Consider the following 15,562-nt stretch of genomic DNA (forward strand, 5'->3'; position numbering starts at 1 on the left):
CTGGCAAGCCCCTGTTTCAACGCGCTCTTTCGCGCGCCGCCGCCCCCCTTTTTGACACGGGGGACAGCGGCGGAGAAACAAAATCAGTCGGGATCGAGCGCGCTGTTTGCGGGATCCCAGAAAATGGCCAGCGCCGCCGCAGCGATGGTGACGGTGCGCGCCAGGCCGGGGTCGGTGCCGGGCGCAAGGAAAAGGCGCGCCTGACCATTGAGTTCGACCGCGCCGACCGGCCGGCCGCGCTGTTCGAAAATATAGCCGATGGGGGCCGCCACCGCGAGCGGCGAGCCTTCGACGCGGTGGACCGAACGCATGCGGACGACCTCGCCGCCCAAGGCAATTTCGCCGCGGCGTTCGCGCCGCCCCAATGCGCCTCCGAGCCCCTTGCTGACTTCCTGTAATTCAAGGCGGGCCGGGAAAGGGCGGCCATCGGCGAGAAATTCGCAGCGCAGCGCCATGCGGGCGGGTTTGAATTCCATGATACCAAGGTCGATTTCGCGTTCGCGCATCCGGCAGCTTGTGTCGATGACATCGCTGATTTCGGGGCCTTCGATGCTGAAGTCGACGTGCCCCGTGTTGGCCCCGAACATGTCGAAGAAAGCGAGCCTTTCTTCGGAGCGTTCAAAGCCGCCGTGATAATCGCCGACGGCAAAGCGTCCATGGCGCCCGCCACCGATGCCGGTGATCGGCGTGGCCGATGCCGTCTGAGCAAGGTCGGAGGGCATTTGCATGGTGGCCGGCCGGATCGCCGAACAGCCACCAAGCGCGAGAAGAAACAGCGGAAGGAGGGTATATTTTGTCATTATGATTATCCCACTTTATCGTTGAGCGCCGTTTCTTCCTCCTTCTTTTCCGAACCGTAGCTGAACGGCTTTCACCGCCCTGAAATGCAGCCGAATCCTAGCTGTCGTCGCCCATGCGGAGCGCGGCGATGAAGGCTTCCTGCGGGATGTTCACATTGCCATATTCACGCATCCGCTTTTTGCCTTCCTTCTGTTTTTCCAGAAGCTTTTTCTTGCGGCTGGCGTCGCCGCCATAGCATTTGGCGGTGACGTCCTTGCGCAGCGCAGCGATGGTTTCGCGGGCGATGACCTTGCCGCCGATCGCCGCCTGGATCGGGATTTTGAACATGTGGCGGGGGATAAGATCCTTTAGCCGCTCGCACATGCCGCGCCCCCGGCTTTCGGCGGTGCCGCGATGGACGATCATCGACAGCGCATCGACGGGCTCGTTATTCACCAAAATGCTCATTTTGACGAGATCGCCCGCGCGGTGGCCGATCTGGTGATAGTCGAACGAGGCATAGCCGCGCGAAATGCTCTTGAGCCGGTCGTAAAAGTCGAACACCACTTCGTTGAGCGGCAGTTCATAGGTGATCTGCGCGCGACCGCCGACATAGGTGAGATTTTTCTGCACCCCGCGCCGGTCCTGACAGAGTTTGAGGATCGGCCCCAGATATTCGTCGGGCACATAAATCACCGCCTCGATCCACGGCTCCTCAATCTCGTCGATGCGATTGGGGTCGGGCATGTCGGCGGGGTTGTGCAGCTCAATCTCTTTCGCCGCTTCATTCTTGGTATGGCCAAGCTTGAGCTTGTACACCACCGAGGGCGCGGTGGTGATGAGGTCGAGATCATATTCGCGGCTGAGCCGCTCCTGGATGATTTCGAGGTGCAACAGCCCCAGAAAGCCGCAGCGAAAGCCGAAACCGAGCGCGGCCGAGCTTTCCATTTCAAAGCTGAACGACGCATCGTTGAGCCGCAGTTTCTGAATGCTTTCGCGCAGCTTTTCAAAATCATTGGCGTCGGTGGGGAAGAGGCCGCAGAAAACGACCGGCTGCGCCTCCTTGAACCCCGGAAGGGCGGCAGCGGCGGGCTTTTTGGCGTCGGTGACGGTGTCGCCGACGCGCGCCTGCGCGACATCCTTGATCTGCGCGGTGATGAAACCAATCTCGCCGGGGCCGATTTCGGTGAGGTCGGTGCGCTTGGGCTTGAAACAGCCGACCCGGTCGATGAGGTGGGTGGTACCCGCCTGCATGAACTTGATCTGCTGACCCTTTTTCAGCGTCCCGTCGATCACGCGGACGAGGATGACGACGCCGAGATAGGGGTCGTACCAGCTGTCAACGAGCATCGCGACGAGCGGGGCATTGGCATCGCCCTTGGGCGGCGGGATGCGCGCGACGATGGCTTCGAGAATTTCCTCAATCCCGATCCCCGATTTGGCGCTGGCGAGCACGGCGTCATCGGCGGGCAGGCCGATGATATCCTCTATCTCTGCCTTCACCTTGTCGACATCGGCGGCGGGCAGGTCGATCTTGTTGATTACCGGCACGATTTCATGGTCATGCTCGATCGACTGATAGACATTGGCGAGCGTCTGCGCCTCCACCCCCTGCGCCGCGTCGACGACGAGCAGCGCGCCTTCGCACGCGGCGAGGCTGCGCGACACTTCATAGGCGAAGTCGACATGGCCCGGCGTGTCCATCAGGTTGAGCTGATAGGTTTCGCCATTATGGGCGGTGTAGCTGAGGCGCACGGTCTGCGCCTTGATCGTGATGCCGCGTTCCTTTTCAATATCCATATTGTCCAGGACCTGCGCCGACATCTCGCGCTCGGTCAGCCCGCCGGTGAACTGGATCAGCCGGTCGGCCAGCGTCGACTTGCCATGGTCGATGTGCGCGATGATCGAAAAGTTGCGGATATGCGAAAGGGGAGTCGTCATCAGCCGCCGTTAGCAGGGGTTTGCGGCGCTGTCAGCAGGGATCGCAGGGGCGCCGCGACCGCGCCGCTGTTCGCCAAAGTTCAGTAAAGTTCAGCCTTGTGCGCATTGCGATGCAGGCAGCGTTCTGGCCGGCGGCGCGGGCAGGACGCCAAGGGAGCGGGATGGACATGGTCAAAGAGCAGATTGCGACGCTGGCACGGCGGGACAAGGTAGGAAAGCGCTATGTGTAGCGCACCAGAGTGGCTGTTTTTTCGCACAAAGCCACAAAGCCACAAAGCCACAAAGATGCTGCAACGACCGCGAAGCGGCTTTCTGCTGTGACCGTCGATAAATCGCGCCGTTTGGCAGGAGAAGAAGCCTGTCGGCTTAGCTCTTGCTCTTTGTGGCTTTGTGGCTTTGTGCGAAACTCATTGGGGCGCGGCGGTTGGCGAGGCGCCTTCGGCCCTGTCATCGGATGGCGAATGGCTTTTCCCGATGGGAGTGCTGGACCCCGGATCAAGTCCGGGGTGACGAGGCTGGGGGCTACCCCGGAGCTGGGTGGGGTGACGCCGGGGCAAGCCTGGGGTGACGATGGCAGCTTCGTCCGCGGTGGCGCCCCGGATCGGGTCCGGGTGATCGGGGATTATTGCGCTCCCCCGCCCCCTTACGGGCGCGGGGTGGCGAGCATGGCTTCCATCATGGCGAGCGCGGCCTGGCGGCCGATGCGGGCAATGAGGGGGCGGGGAGTTTCGTCGCCGAGCTCAAAAGTGGCGGTGGGGATGCGATAGGTTTCGTAGCCCCAGCTTTTGGAGGTCGGCAGGCCGGCATTATGGCTGGCGTCACGTTCGACCGTGTAACCCGGCATACGCTGTTGATAACGGTCGATCCAGGCGGCGGTGACGTTCGGCGGATCGGTCGCCTGATCGTCGGTGAGCGTGTAGATCACATCCTTGCGCGTCGAATGAAAGTCGAGGAGCAGGCGCAGCTTTCGCGCCGGATCGGCGTCGATGTCGGCGGCGAGGCGCTGGACCAGCCGGGTTTCGGGCTGGGTAAAGGGGCCCCAGTCGCGGTTGAGATCGAGCCCGCCGGTGGCGTGGCGCCAATAGCCGCGCGCCACCCCATCGGGGTTGAGCATCGGCACGACGAGCGTGGTGAAGCGCGCGCGATAGGCCTTTGCCACCGGATCGTCGGAGAGGATGGCATCGACGAAATGGAACATGGCGAGCGCGCCGGTGATTTCGGGCGGATGCTGGCGCCCCAGCAGGAGCACCTGTTCACCGCCCGCGCCGGGACCGGCGATGGTCAGAAGCTCGATATCGCGGCCCTCTGCCGAGCGGCCGAGCAGGCTGCGCTGCGCGTGCGGATGACGCGCCTTGTCGGCGAGCCAGGCGTCATAGGTGGCGGGGGCGATAATCTCCTGCCCCGCCACGAACAGCGGCGCATCGCCCAGCGCGACATGGAAGCGCGCGCGGCGGCGGCCATCTTCCTCGAACAGGGTCACCTGTTTTTCGGGAAGCGGGGTCCAGGTGACGCCGTCCGGGCTGGTCTTGGGCCAATAGCGGTGGCCGCAGGCGGTGTAATCGAGCGCAATCTCGATCCGCTGGCGCTTGCCCGCCATGGGGGTGAGGCGAAAACCATACCAGGGGCTGCAATTGATCGGCGGCGCATCTTCGGGCGAGAGGGTGAGCGTGAAGCTTCGCTCCCCATGCGTGGCGCATTGCCCCGCGGCGGCGGCGGGGAAATTGGCGTCGAGGCGCGCGAGCGGGGTCGCGCAGATGGTCGGCGCGGGGGTGGCCGCCGGGGCTTTGGTCTCGGTCGCGGCGACGGGCGCGAGGGAGAGGAGTCCAAGGGCAATCGCCCCCGCAAGGAGGCGGCGGGCACCCTGCCCTGCCCCGTTGCCTGCCGCTGCCCCGCGCCCGTTCCGCATCATCAACCCCTTAGAATTTCTTTCGCATTTCGAAATAGAAGGTGCGGCGCTTACCATTATGTTCGGCGCCATAATAGCCATAGCTTTCGTCAGCGATGGGCGGGCGCTTGTTCTGGATATTATTGATCCCGAAACGCATCCGCAGGCCATTGAGCGCGGTGTTGTTCGTCACCGTGTAAGCGACCGAGGCGTTCATCGTGAACCAGCTTTTGACGCGGAGGAACTCGCCCGTCTGGTCCTGCGTCACGCTGATATCGTTGAAGCTGCCGATATATTTGCCGAACCAGTTGACGTCCCAATTGCCCGCGCTCCACCCCGCCGAGGTGGAGAAGCGCCATTTGGGGCGGCCATCCTGCTCCATCAGCTCGCCAATGCCGTCGACGCTGACTTCATTGGGCAGCTCGCCCGCCTCGATCGCGTCGAGCAGCATCCGTCCGCCTTCGCCGGGAACCTGGAAAAAGCTTTTGAGGCGCGCGGCGTTGAAACGGAAGCGGAAGTCGCCGATGCCGGTATCGGGCAGGTCGTAATAGGCGCCGAAGTCATAGCCTTTTGACGTGCGGCTATCGAGATTGAGATAGGGGTCGTGGACGACGCTGATATTGCCCGCCGGGCTGCCCGCGAGCGAAGTGCCCGCAAACAGCGCCAGCGTGTCGGCATCGGGATCGTCGCGCACGACATTGGGGTTGAAGCTGCCCTGTTTGCGCATCAGCAGATCGAGCGCGATCTGATTCTGGTCGCCAAAGGTGCCGACGAGGCCGGTCTGCTTGATCCGCCAATAATCGGCGGTGAGCGTCAGGCGCGGGATGAAGGCGGGCGAGAGGACGACGCCGAAATTGAGGCTGGTCGTATCCTCTGGCTTCAGCTTGTCGGTGCCGCTGCGAAGGCTGGTCGTGCTGCGGTTGCCGCAGGCGCCGATATTGGGGATCAGCCCCTTTTCAAATTCGGCCTGGCAGCGGACATAATCGTCGCGCGAATTGTTGCGCGTCGTCCCGACATCATTGACCTGCACCAGATTGGGGGCGCGAAAGCCGAGCGACCAGGCGCCGCGGAAGAGGAGGCCGCCAAAGGGCGTCCAGGCGGCGGCGACGCGCGGGACGACCGTGCTGCCGACATCGGTGAAATGTTCAAAGCGCCCCGCAAGCTGAAGGTCGAGCTTTTCGACGAGCGGGATGTTCATATCCTCGCTGACCAAAGGCACGAAGGTTTCGGCAAAGGCCGAGAAAACTTCGCGATTGCCGCTGGTGTCGGGGCTGGGGCTGGTGCCCAGCACGTCGCTTTGTTCGACCACGCCGGTCACCGCATTGGTGAAGGTGATCGTGCCGTCGAGCCGGTCGTCGCGATTGTCGATGAAGGTTTCGCGCCGCGCCTCCACCCCCAGCGCGACGCCGAAATCGCCGCCCGGAAGCTTGAACAGATCGTTGCGCGAGATTTTGAAATCGGCGAGCGCCAGCGTCGTCTTGCCGATGCGGTAGACGGGGACGATGAAGCTGTCGATCGTCGCCTGGTTGCTGGGGGTGCCATCGACCGTATTGGGATCGGTGAAGCTGCCGCCGTTAAAGGGATTATAGGCGCTGGCGTCGGTGCGGTTGATCGCATCCTGGAACAGGGTATTCGAAATGCGCGTCGCGCGGTCGGTGGTGTTCGCTTCGGTATAAAGCACCGCGGTGTCGAAATCCCAGCTGCCGATCTCGCCGCGCAGGCCGGTGAGGAAGCGCATGCTGTCGCCCGTCACCTGAACCTCGCGCGGGCCGGCGTCGATCGCGCGATAGCCGATGATCTGGATCGTCGCGCCGGTCGCGGGAATGCCCGCGGGGCGCGGGGTGATGCGATTGGGGTTCGACGGATCGGGCGCACCAAAGGGATTATAATAGGCTGTCGTCGTCACCCCGATGGGGACGCCGCCCAAAATCTGCGCCTGTTCGATATTGCGGTTGAGCTTTGAATAATAATAGCTGCCCTCCGCATAAAGTTCGAGGCCGCTGGCAAATTCATGGCTGAACAGCGCGAAGAGATTATAGCGGTCGCGGTTCGAAAACAGGTCCGACGCGGGTGCGCTGTCATAGCGGATCGCGGTGTCGATCGAGCTGCTGCCATTATCGGCGCACAGCCCGTTCTGCAGCGGCAGATAGCTGGTGTCGCCCGATGCCAGCACGCTGCACGGCTGGATGTGAAAATCATCGTCGCCGACGCGGGTTATACGGCTGCTCGCCTGAAAGCGGCCCCAGGGCGCGCCCGAGCTGCGATTGTTAAGCTGGGTATCACCTTCGAAAGGGGTGCCGACGAAAAAGGGGCGCAAATCGTCGCTGGCCGAAAAATCCTGTTCGCTCGCGGGCACGCGATTGCCGTGGAAATAATTGCCATAGACGGTGAGATTGGTGCGCCCGCCGTTGAAGTCGACGCCGAAACCGCCGCTGATATCATATTCATATTGGCTGGTTTCATTGGCGAGATCGAGCCGCATATTGACGAAGCCGCCCTTGAGCCGCCCGCGAAGCTGGGTGTCGATCACCCCCGCCACCGCATCGGCGCCATAGACGGGCGAAGCGCCGTCGCGCAGCACCTCAACCCGGCGCACCGCGCTCGGCGGAATGGTGTTGGTGTTGGGCGACACGACGGGAACGAGCAATTCGGTCTGATAGCCGGGGTTGAGCACCATGCGGCGGCCATTGATGAGCAGCAGCGTGTTGCCGGTGCCAAGGTCGCGCAGATTGATCGAGGCGACGTCGCCGCGCGCGGCATTGGCGCTGCCCACCGTATTCTGATCGTTGAACTGGGTCGCGCCGATCTGCGGGATCGAGCGGAACAATTCGTCGCCGGTGATCGCGCCCGTTGCTTCCACCTCGCGCTCGGTCAGCACGGTGACGGGCAGGACGTCATCGACCTTTGCCCCCTTGATCTGCGAGCCGGTGACGATGATTTCGACCGTGTCGGCGGTTTCGCTCTCCAGCGGCTGCGCGGCTTCCACCGCCGCTGCGGGTGCCGCCGCGCCGGGCTGCGCCACGACGAACGACCCCCCGCCGGTTTCGCGCAGGATAAGCCGCGTGTCGCGCAGCAAATGGCGATAGGCCGCGGCGGGCGAAAAGCGGCCGCGCAGCGCGGGCGCGGTCTTGCCCTGCACCACCGACGGCACGAAGATCACATTGCGGTCGGTTTGCGAGGCAATGGCGCGCAGCGAACGAGCGAGCGCCTGTTTGGGCAGGTCGAAATCATATTCAACCTGCTCGCGCGCCTCGGCCCCGACGCTTGCGACGATAGCGATAATGGCCCCACAGGCCCCCAGCGAAGCTTTTGAAATCATCATATCCCCCTTTGGCGGCCCTGCTGATCAGGGTCACGCCCATAAAGCAGACGTGCAGGACGCATAAATCCGACATGGCGGGGTCATAAAAATCGCATGAAAGCGCAAATGCGAAACCAAGTTTCAGATTTGTCACGAGAAACTTTGCTGTTTTGAGCCAGCGGGTGGGGCTGGCCGGGTCGGAGACGTCGTTTATCTCCGCTGGGGAGGGGCGCGGCGATGGCGGGAGATTGCTTCTCCCGGCTTTGCCGGGCTCGCAATGACGAGGGTGAAGCCTGTGACGGGCTCTCCCATTTATCAGGTTCGCGCGGAGACGCGGAGAAGGGGCTGGCCGGAAGGCAGGCCTTCTTCTGCCGCCACCGCTGTGAACGCGAGCGCGGAACATTCAAGGGGCCGGGCGGCCCGGAGCACTTCTCCGCGTCTACGCGTCTCCGCGCGAATCCTTATCCTCTTTCTCCGCGCTCTCTGCGCCGCGCAACCTTATCCCCGCCCTTGATCGCGCCACGAAGCGAATATGAAATTCGCGCAGAGGCGGAGAGGACGCAGAGACGGGATTTTCTCCCCCATCACCCTTGGGCCATTCCGAGGGAGGAACGGGTCACGCCCCCGGCTTTCGCCGGGGGTGCAGGATTAGCCTGAATGGGGCGGCAGCGCGGTCTTGCGGATCAGCGTATCAGGCGCAGTTCATCGGTGCGGCGTTCGACGCGCAGGTCGTGGAGCGCGGCAACGGCCGAGGCGAATTCGGCGGGGTCGTTGGTGGCGAACACCCCCGAGATGCTGAGGCTTCCCAGGCGCGGATCGGCAAGGTCAATGGGGGTGCCGCCATAGCGGTTGAACTCCGCGACCGCCGCCGAAAGCGAGCTGTCGTCGAACACCACCTGCCCGCGCCGCCACGCCGTCGCGGCCTCCAGCGAGGTTTGCGTAATCAGTTCGGGAGCGCCGGGGGCCGCGGTCAGCCGCTCGCCCGGCGCCAAAATCGTCGCCACTGCGGGCGCGCGCGGATCGGGCATGTTGCGCTTGTCCACCCGCACCTTGCCCGACAAAAGCGTCACCACCACCATGTCGCCGCGTCGCCGCACGATGAAGCTGGTGCCAAGCGCGGTTACGACGCGGCTGCCCGCCACGACGCGGAAGGGCAGATCGGGATCGCGCACCACCTCGAACATTGCCTCGCCCTCGTCGAGTTCGACGCTGCGCCCCTGGTCGTCATAGTGAATGCTGAGCCGTGTATCAGCGTTCAGCGCGACGCGGCTGCCATCGGCGAGCGTCGCGACCTTTTGCTCGCCAATGGCAGTGGCATAGGCGAGCGGACGCTGGAGATACCAGCCGCCGATCAGAAAGGTGGCGAGGAGGAGCGAGGCCGCTAGCCCCAGAGCGCGCCCACGCAGCCGCCGACCGGGCCCCGCCGGCGCATCGTCATTCGCCGCGGCGGGCTGACCCAGCAGCGCCGCGGCGCCGGGAATGATCGCCCAGCTATCGACCACGCGCTCAAAAATGCGGCGATGATCGGCATCGGCACCCAGCCACGCGCGCAGCCCCGCCTCGGTCGCGGGAGTGCGACCCTGCGATTCGAGACGCGCGAGCCAGGCTGCCGCCTCTGCCGCTATTTCGTCGGACCGGCCATGGGCCATCACCATTGCTCCATCCATTTGACAAGTTGCAGCGTCGCGCGCGCCACCTGTTTTTCCACCGCCGCGACCGACATGCCTTCGGACCGGGCGATGTCGGCAAAGGCCATATTGTCGAGCCGCCGTTTAAGGAGAATGCGGCGGCTGCGTTCGGGCAGCCGTTCGAGCCCCTCCGCCGCGCGGGCGAGGCGCATCCGTTCCTCGACAATCTGCGCCGGGTCGGGAAGATTGTCGGGAATATCGAAAAGATTGTCATATTCGGCGATGGGAGATCGGCGCTGGCGCCGCGCACGGTCGATCGACAGATTGACCGCCGCCTTGATCAACAGCGCCTCACGCGATTGCACATCATGGGCACGTTCATAGCGTTCCAGCTTCAGAAAAGCGTCGTGTACCAGCTCGTCAGCGTCGTCATCCGACACGCCCCGCCGCATCACGACCCGCCGCGCTTTTGCCAAAATGTCGGTGAGGGTCGCCATATCGTCCCAAATCCCCTTCCTCCCCTAGACGTATCATTGGCGCAAAGCGGACATTTATTCATGCAAATATTGAAGAGGGAGCCAAAGAATTGATCCAGCATGGCGACAAGAATGGAAAGAAATCGCGCCAAAGGTCAGCCATGGCTGGATCCGGGCGGTGCGGAAACGCGCTGCTCATTTAGGTCATGACAAGCCGCGCCGCTTCCCATATTCACAAATCGCCTGATTTACCCCGGCCATAGACGATGAGCTTCGTTCCGGTCCGCACGAAAACACCCAACCGCTTCACGAAGGAGAAGCCCCGCGTGTCGATTATCCAGCGCAACAATGTGAAGGAAAAGGGGAGCGGTCCGCGCGCGATGATGTTCGCCCATGGTTTCGGGTGCGACCAGAATATGTGGCGCTTTGTTGCGCCCGCCTTTGAAGCCGATTTTCGCACAATCCTGTTCGACCATGTCGGCGCGGGCGGGTCCGACCTTCGCGCCTATGACCGCGACAAATATGACCGGTTGGACGGTTATGCCGATGATGTGGTCGCCATCGCGCGTGAATTGGGGGTAGAGAAAGGCGTGTTCGTCGGCCATTCGGTCAGCGCGATGATTGGCGCGCTCGCCGCGATCCGCGCGCCCGAAATTTTTGAAAGCATCGTCATGGTCGGCCCTTCGCCGCGTTATATCAACGATGGCGATTATCATGGCGGTTTCTCGGTCGCGCAGATCGAAGAATTGCTCGATTTTCTGGACGATAATTATCTGGGCTGGTCGGCGGCCATGGCGCCGCAAATCATGGGCAATCCCGACCGCGCCGAATTGGGCGAGGAACTGACGAACAGTTTCTGCCGCACCGATCCCGCAATCGCCAAGCATTTCGCGCGCGTGACCTTTTTATCGGACAATCGCGCCGACCTGCCGCTGGTGCCGGCGCGCGCGCTGGTGCTCCAGTGCAGGGAGGATATTATCGCCGATGAGAAAGTGGGCGAGTATGTCCATCGCAACCTGCCGCAAAGCGAGATGATCCTGCTCGACGCCACTGGCCATTGCCCCAATTTGAGCGCGCCCGATGCGGTGATAGCGGCCATTCGTTCCTTTGTCTGAGACAGCCGGCCAGGACAGACACGCGGTGGCGGAGGATCTGGCGGATTTATATGAAAATGCGCCCTGTGGTTATATTTCGCTGGGCCCCGATGGACATATCGTCAAATCCAATGCGACATTGACGCGCTGGATCGGATTTTCCCGCGAGGCTTTGCTCGGAAAGCGGCTTCACGACCTGCTCAATATTCCCGGCGCGATTTTTTACGAAACGCATTTTGCGCCGCTGCTCCGCATGCAGGGGTTTTTCGACGAAGTCGCGCTCGACATGGCCACCGCCGATGGCGCGCGCATGCCCGTGCTGGCCAATGCCGTCGAGCGGCGCGATGACGCAGGCGCGCTGTTGTTCACCCGGCTGACAATCTTTCGCGCGACCGAGCGCCGCCGTTATGAGCGCGAACTGGTCGAGGCGCGCGCCGCCGCTGAACGGGGGCTGGAGCTGGAGCGCGCGGCATCCGAATTGCGCGAACAATTTGTCGCCGTGCTGGGCCATGACCTGCGCAATCCGCTGGCCGGGATTCAGGGCGCACTGAACCGTATCGAAAGAAAGGGCGCCGAAGCCGCTACGCCCGAGATTGTCGCGCTGATGCTGCAAAGCACCGAGCGGATGAATGCGCTGATCGACGATGTGCTCGACCTGACACGCAGCCGTCTGGGAGGCGGCCTGCCCGTTGATATCGAGCGCCAGGTGCCGCTGGAAGCGACGCTGGCACAGATCGTCGATGAGCTGCGCATCGCCCACCCCGACCAGCGGATCGACGCGCGCTATGCGCTGACCGAGGCAGTCGATTGCGACCCCGAGCGGATGGGACAATTGCTGTCCAATCTGCTGGGCAATGCCCTGACCCATGGCAGCGGCGAGCAGCCGATCACGGTCGAAGCGATGAGCGAGAGGGGGCAGCTACGCCTCAGCGTCGCCAATGGCGGGATCCCCATCCCCCCGGCCGCGATGGAAAGGCTGTTCCATCCCTTTTGCCGCGGCGAGGTGCGCCCGGGACGGCGCAAGGGACTGGGGCTTGGCCTGTTCATTGCCTCCGAGATCGCCCGCATGCATACGGGGAGCCTGACGGTCACCTCCGACGAACGACAGACTTGCTTCACCTTGCTCATGCCGACGCGGCATGTGGAGGGCGATGCGGCGGGGGCAGAACGCGGCTGAGGGACAAAACACACCGCCATTTCCTGCATCTCGGAAAAGCAGGGCAGCGCGCAAAACAAAAAACCCGCTAAGCCTTGGGCCTAGCGGGTGATTTTGGTTGCGGGAGTTGGATTTGAACCAACGACCTTCAGGTTATGAGCCTGACGAGCTACCGGACTGCTCCATCCCGCGTCAACCATGTGCGGCGTGCTCCAAAGGCGCGCCATAAACGACAAAAGGGCGACATCTCTGTCGCCCTTTGTAACATTGTAAATGGGCTTCTCTTCGACCTTACGCCGGCTGCAATGCCTGGCGACGTCCTACTCTTCCGGGGCTTAAGCCACAGTACCATCGGCGCTGTCAGGTTTCACGGCCGAGTTCGAGATGGGATCGGGTGGGTCACTGACGCCATGGTCACCAAGCAATGAAGCCGGCGTAGGTCAAAAAGGGTTCAATCGATGTCCGTGCAATAATGGTCTGAATAATCATCCGTCCTTCGCGGACAATCCAATCAGGACTGTCGTTGATGGCGGGACTCTTAAGTGCGAATAGAGCAATTAGTATCGGTTAGCTCCACACGTTACCGCGCTTCTACATCCGATCTATCAACGTGGTGGTCTTCCACGGCTCTATGAAATCTTATCTTGAGGGAGGCTTCCCGCTTAGATGCTTTCAGCGGTTATCCCGTCCATACATAGCTACCCTGCTGCGCGGCTGGCGCCACGACAGGTACACCAGAGGTATGTTCAACCCGGTCCTCTCGTACTAGGGTCAACTCCTCTCAAATTTCGACGCCCACGGCAGATAGGGACCAAACTGTCTCACGACGTTCTGAACCCAGCTCACGTACCACTTTAATTGGCGAACAGCCAAACCCTTGGGACCTGCTCCAGCCCCAGGATGTGATGAGCCGACATCGAGGTGCCAAACGATTCCGTCGATATGAGCTCTTGGGAATCATCAGCCTGTTATCCCCGGCGTACCTTTTATCCGTTGAGCGATGGCCCTTCCACTCGGGACCACCGGATCACTATGACCGACTTTCGTCTCTGCTCGACTCGTCAGTCTCGCAGTCAGGCAGGCTTATGCCATTGCACTCTCGCAGACGGTTTCCAACCGTCCTGAGCCTACCATCGCGCGCCTCCGTTACTCTTTAGGAGGCGACCGCCCCAGTCAAACTACCCGCCACAGAGGGTCCCTGAACCGGATAACGGTTCGAGGTTAGACATCAGAAAACAACAGGGTGGTATTTCACCTATGGCTCCACGTCAGCTGGCGCCAACGCTTCAAAGCCTCCCACCTATGCTACACAGTTCTTTCCTAATGCCACTCTGAAGCTGCAGTAAAGGTGCACGGGGTCTTTCCGTCTAACCGCGGGTACTCCGCATCTTCACGGAGAATTCAATTTCGCTGAGCATCTCCTGGAGACAGTGGGGAAGTCGTTACGCCATTCGTGCAGGTCGGAACTTACCCGACAAGGAATTTCGCTACCTTAGGACCGTTATAGTTACGGCCGCCGTTTACCTGGGCTTCATTTCGGAGCTTGCACTCCTCCACTTAACCTTCAGGCACCGGGCAGGCGTCAGGCCCTATACGTCGTCTTGAAGCCGACTTAGCAGAGCCCTGTGTTTTTGCTAAACAGTCGCTACCCCCTGGCCTGTGCCCCCCGCTACTGCTTGCGCAATAACGGGGCCTCCTTCTTCCGAAGGTACGGAGGCAATTTGCCGAGTTCCTTCAGGAGACTTCTCTCAAGCGCCTTGGTATACTCTACCATCCCACCTGTGTCGGTTTAGGGTACGGTCTATAATGGAGGGGCTATTTCCTGGAACCTCTTCAAAGCCTGACCAATCCAATAAGGTCAGACAATTTACGAGATCCGTCACACACCTCCAGGCCCACGAATATTAACGTGGTTCCCATCGACTACCCCCTTCGGGCTCGTCTTAGGGGCCGGCTTACCCTGCTCAGATTAGCTTTAAGCAGGAACCCTTGGGATTTCGGCGAGAGGGCATCTCACCCTCTTTATCGCTACTCATGTCAGCATTCGCACTTCCGATACCTCCACGACCCATTACCAGATCGCTTCATCAGCCTACGGAACGCTCCGCTACCGCGTGTAGTAAACTACACACCCTAAGCTTCGGTGCATCACTTGAGCCCCGTTACATTTTCGCCGCAGGAACCCTTATTTAGACCAGTGAGCTGTTACGCTTTCTTTAAAGGATGGCTGCTTCTAAGCCAACCTCCTGGTTGTTTTGGGATTCCCACATGCTTTCCCACTTAGTGATGACTTGGGGACCTTAGCTGTAGGTCAGGGCTGTTTCCCTTTTGACGACGGACCTTAGCACCCGCCGTCTGTCTGCCGGATATTACTCTTGGGTATTCGGAGTTTGGTTAGAATTGGTAGATCTCGCGACCCCCGCATCCATCCAGTGCTCTACCCCCCAAGGTATTCATCCGACGCTCTACCTCAATAGATTTCGCGGAGAACCAGCTATTTCCCGGTTTGATTGGCCTTTCACCCCTAAACACAACTCATCCGACAATTTTTCAACATTGAACGGTTCGGTCCTCCAGTGCGTGTTACCGCACCTTCAACCTGGTCATGCCTAGATCACCGGGTTTCGGGTCTAATGCAACAAACTCAGTCGCCCTATTCAGACTCGCTTTCGCTGCGCCTACACCTAACGGCTTAAGCTTGCTTGTTACACTAAGTCACTGACCCATTATGCAAGAGGTACGCAGTCAGCCCTCAAGGGGCCTCCTACTGCTTGTAGGCGTTCGGTTTCAGGTACTTTTTCACTCCCCTCATCGGGGTGCTTTTCACCTTTCCCTCACGGTACTAGTTCACTATCGGTCATACAGGAGTACTTAGGCTTAGAGGGTGGTCCCCCTACGTTCAGACAGGATTTCACGTGTCCCGCCCTACTCAAATCCTTCAACATCAGTTTCGCATACGGGACTGTCACCCGCTATGGTCACACTTTCCAGAGTGTTCTGCTACTTGAATTGAAGGCATTGGCCTGGTCCGCGTTCGCTCGCCACTACTAACGGAGTCTCTGTTGATGTCCTTTCCTCCAGGTACTGAGATGTTTCAGTTCCCCGGGTTCGCTTCACCAAAGCTATGTATTCACTTCGGTGATACCCTTCCCATTTAACCTTTGAACCTGATTGCTCAGGTTCAAAATTAAATGGTGAGGGTGGGTTTCCCCATTCGGAAATCGTTGGATCAAAGCTTGCTCACAGCTCCCCAACGCTTATCGCAGCGTGCCACGTCCTTCATCGCCTCTGTATGCCAAGG

8 protein-coding genes, 1 tRNA gene and 2 rRNA genes (1 of these 11 running past the window's edge) are annotated in these 15,562 nt (G+C 61.1%); 2 read left to right on the top strand and 9 right to left on the bottom strand.

The features are described 5' to 3' along the window. Positions 1-83: 83 nt before the first annotated feature. The 6 genes from JV18_RS0108875 to JV18_RS0108905 form a co-directional block, all read right to left on the bottom strand. Positions 84-800 carry a hypothetical protein gene (locus JV18_RS0108875; RefSeq protein WP_033074219.1) on the bottom strand — a complete coding sequence of 239 codons (717 nt, stop codon included), beginning with the start codon at positions 798-800 and terminating at the stop codon, positions 84-86. Between the two features lie 97 nt (positions 801-897). After that, positions 898-2,721, bottom strand: coding sequence for a translation elongation factor 4 (gene lepA, locus JV18_RS0108880; protein WP_033074220.1), 1,824 nt, complete (start codon positions 2,719-2,721; stop codon positions 898-900). Positions 2,722-3,364: 643 nt separating this feature from the next. Next, positions 3,365-4,630, bottom strand: coding sequence for a M14 family metallopeptidase (locus JV18_RS0108890; protein WP_052071849.1), 1,266 nt, complete (start codon positions 4,628-4,630; stop codon positions 3,365-3,367). A 7-nt stretch (positions 4,631-4,637) separates the two neighbouring features. Beyond that, the gene (locus JV18_RS0108895) at positions 4,638-7,928 is read right to left on the bottom strand and encodes a TonB-dependent receptor (protein WP_052071850.1); all 3,291 of its coding nucleotides are present in this window, start codon (positions 7,926-7,928) and stop codon (positions 4,638-4,640) included. Positions 7,929-8,590: 662 nt separating this feature from the next. Next, a complete protein-coding gene (locus tag JV18_RS0108900; RefSeq protein WP_160174189.1) occupies positions 8,591-9,562 on the bottom strand; it encodes a FecR family protein in 972 nt (323 codons plus the stop codon). Further along, on the bottom strand, positions 9,556-10,032 hold the full coding sequence (locus tag JV18_RS0108905; RefSeq protein ID WP_033074223.1) for an RNA polymerase sigma factor: 477 nt from the start codon (positions 10,030-10,032) through the stop codon (positions 9,556-9,558). The genes JV18_RS0108900 and JV18_RS0108905 overlap by 7 nt, the downstream gene beginning before the upstream one ends. A 305-nt stretch (positions 10,033-10,337) precedes the next feature. Between JV18_RS0108905 and JV18_RS0108910 the strand changes: the two genes are divergently transcribed. Both JV18_RS0108910 and JV18_RS0108915 read left to right on the top strand, forming a co-directional pair. After that, positions 10,338-11,126, top strand: a complete 789-nt coding sequence (locus JV18_RS0108910) for an alpha/beta fold hydrolase (protein WP_033075165.1) — start codon at positions 10,338-10,340, stop codon at positions 11,124-11,126. Further along, positions 11,119-12,282: a PAS domain-containing sensor histidine kinase gene (locus tag JV18_RS0108915; RefSeq protein WP_200879088.1), complete on the top strand. Its 1,164-nt coding sequence runs from the start codon at positions 11,119-11,121 to the stop codon at positions 12,280-12,282. The genes JV18_RS0108910 and JV18_RS0108915 overlap by 8 nt, the downstream gene beginning before the upstream one ends. 94 nt (positions 12,283-12,376) lie before the next feature. On the opposite strand, the gene JV18_RS0108920 is transcribed toward JV18_RS0108915, so the two are convergent. From JV18_RS0108920 to JV18_RS0108930, 3 genes are all read right to left on the bottom strand, one after another. Next, positions 12,377-12,453 (bottom strand) — tRNA-Met (locus tag JV18_RS0108920). A 115-nt stretch (positions 12,454-12,568) separates the two neighbouring features. After that, positions 12,569-12,683: ribosomal RNA gene (rrf, locus tag JV18_RS0108925) — 5S ribosomal RNA — on the bottom strand. Positions 12,684-12,799: 116 nt separating this feature from the next. After that, positions 12,800-15,562: ribosomal RNA gene (locus tag JV18_RS0108930) — 23S ribosomal RNA — on the bottom strand; it runs 29 nt beyond the window's last position.

The organism is Sphingopyxis sp. MWB1 (assembly GCF_000763945.1).
Taxonomy (GTDB): domain Bacteria; phylum Pseudomonadota; class Alphaproteobacteria; order Sphingomonadales; family Sphingomonadaceae; genus Sphingopyxis.

Bases quoted from the DNA above. Each gene is read 5' to 3' on its own strand.
- JV18_RS0108890 (WP_052071849.1), bottom strand. From the start codon at position 4,630: ATGATGCGGAACGGGCGCGGGGCAGCGGCAGGCAACGGGGCAGGGCAG.
- JV18_RS0108895 (WP_052071850.1), bottom strand. From the start codon at position 7,928: ATGATGATTTCAAAAGCTTCGCTGGGGGCCTGTGGGGCCATTATCGCT.
- JV18_RS0108900 (WP_160174189.1), bottom strand. From the start codon at position 9,562: ATGGTGATGGCCCATGGCCGGTCCGACGAAATAGCGGCAGAGGCGGCA.
- JV18_RS0108905 (WP_033074223.1), bottom strand. From the start codon at position 10,032: ATGGCGACCCTCACCGACATTTTGGCAAAAGCGCGGCGGGTCGTGATG.
- lepA (WP_033074220.1), bottom strand. From the start codon at position 2,721: ATGACGACTCCCCTTTCGCATATCCGCAACTTTTCGATCATCGCGCAC.
- JV18_RS0108875 (WP_033074219.1), bottom strand. From the start codon at position 800: ATGACAAAATATACCCTCCTTCCGCTGTTTCTTCTCGCGCTTGGTGGC.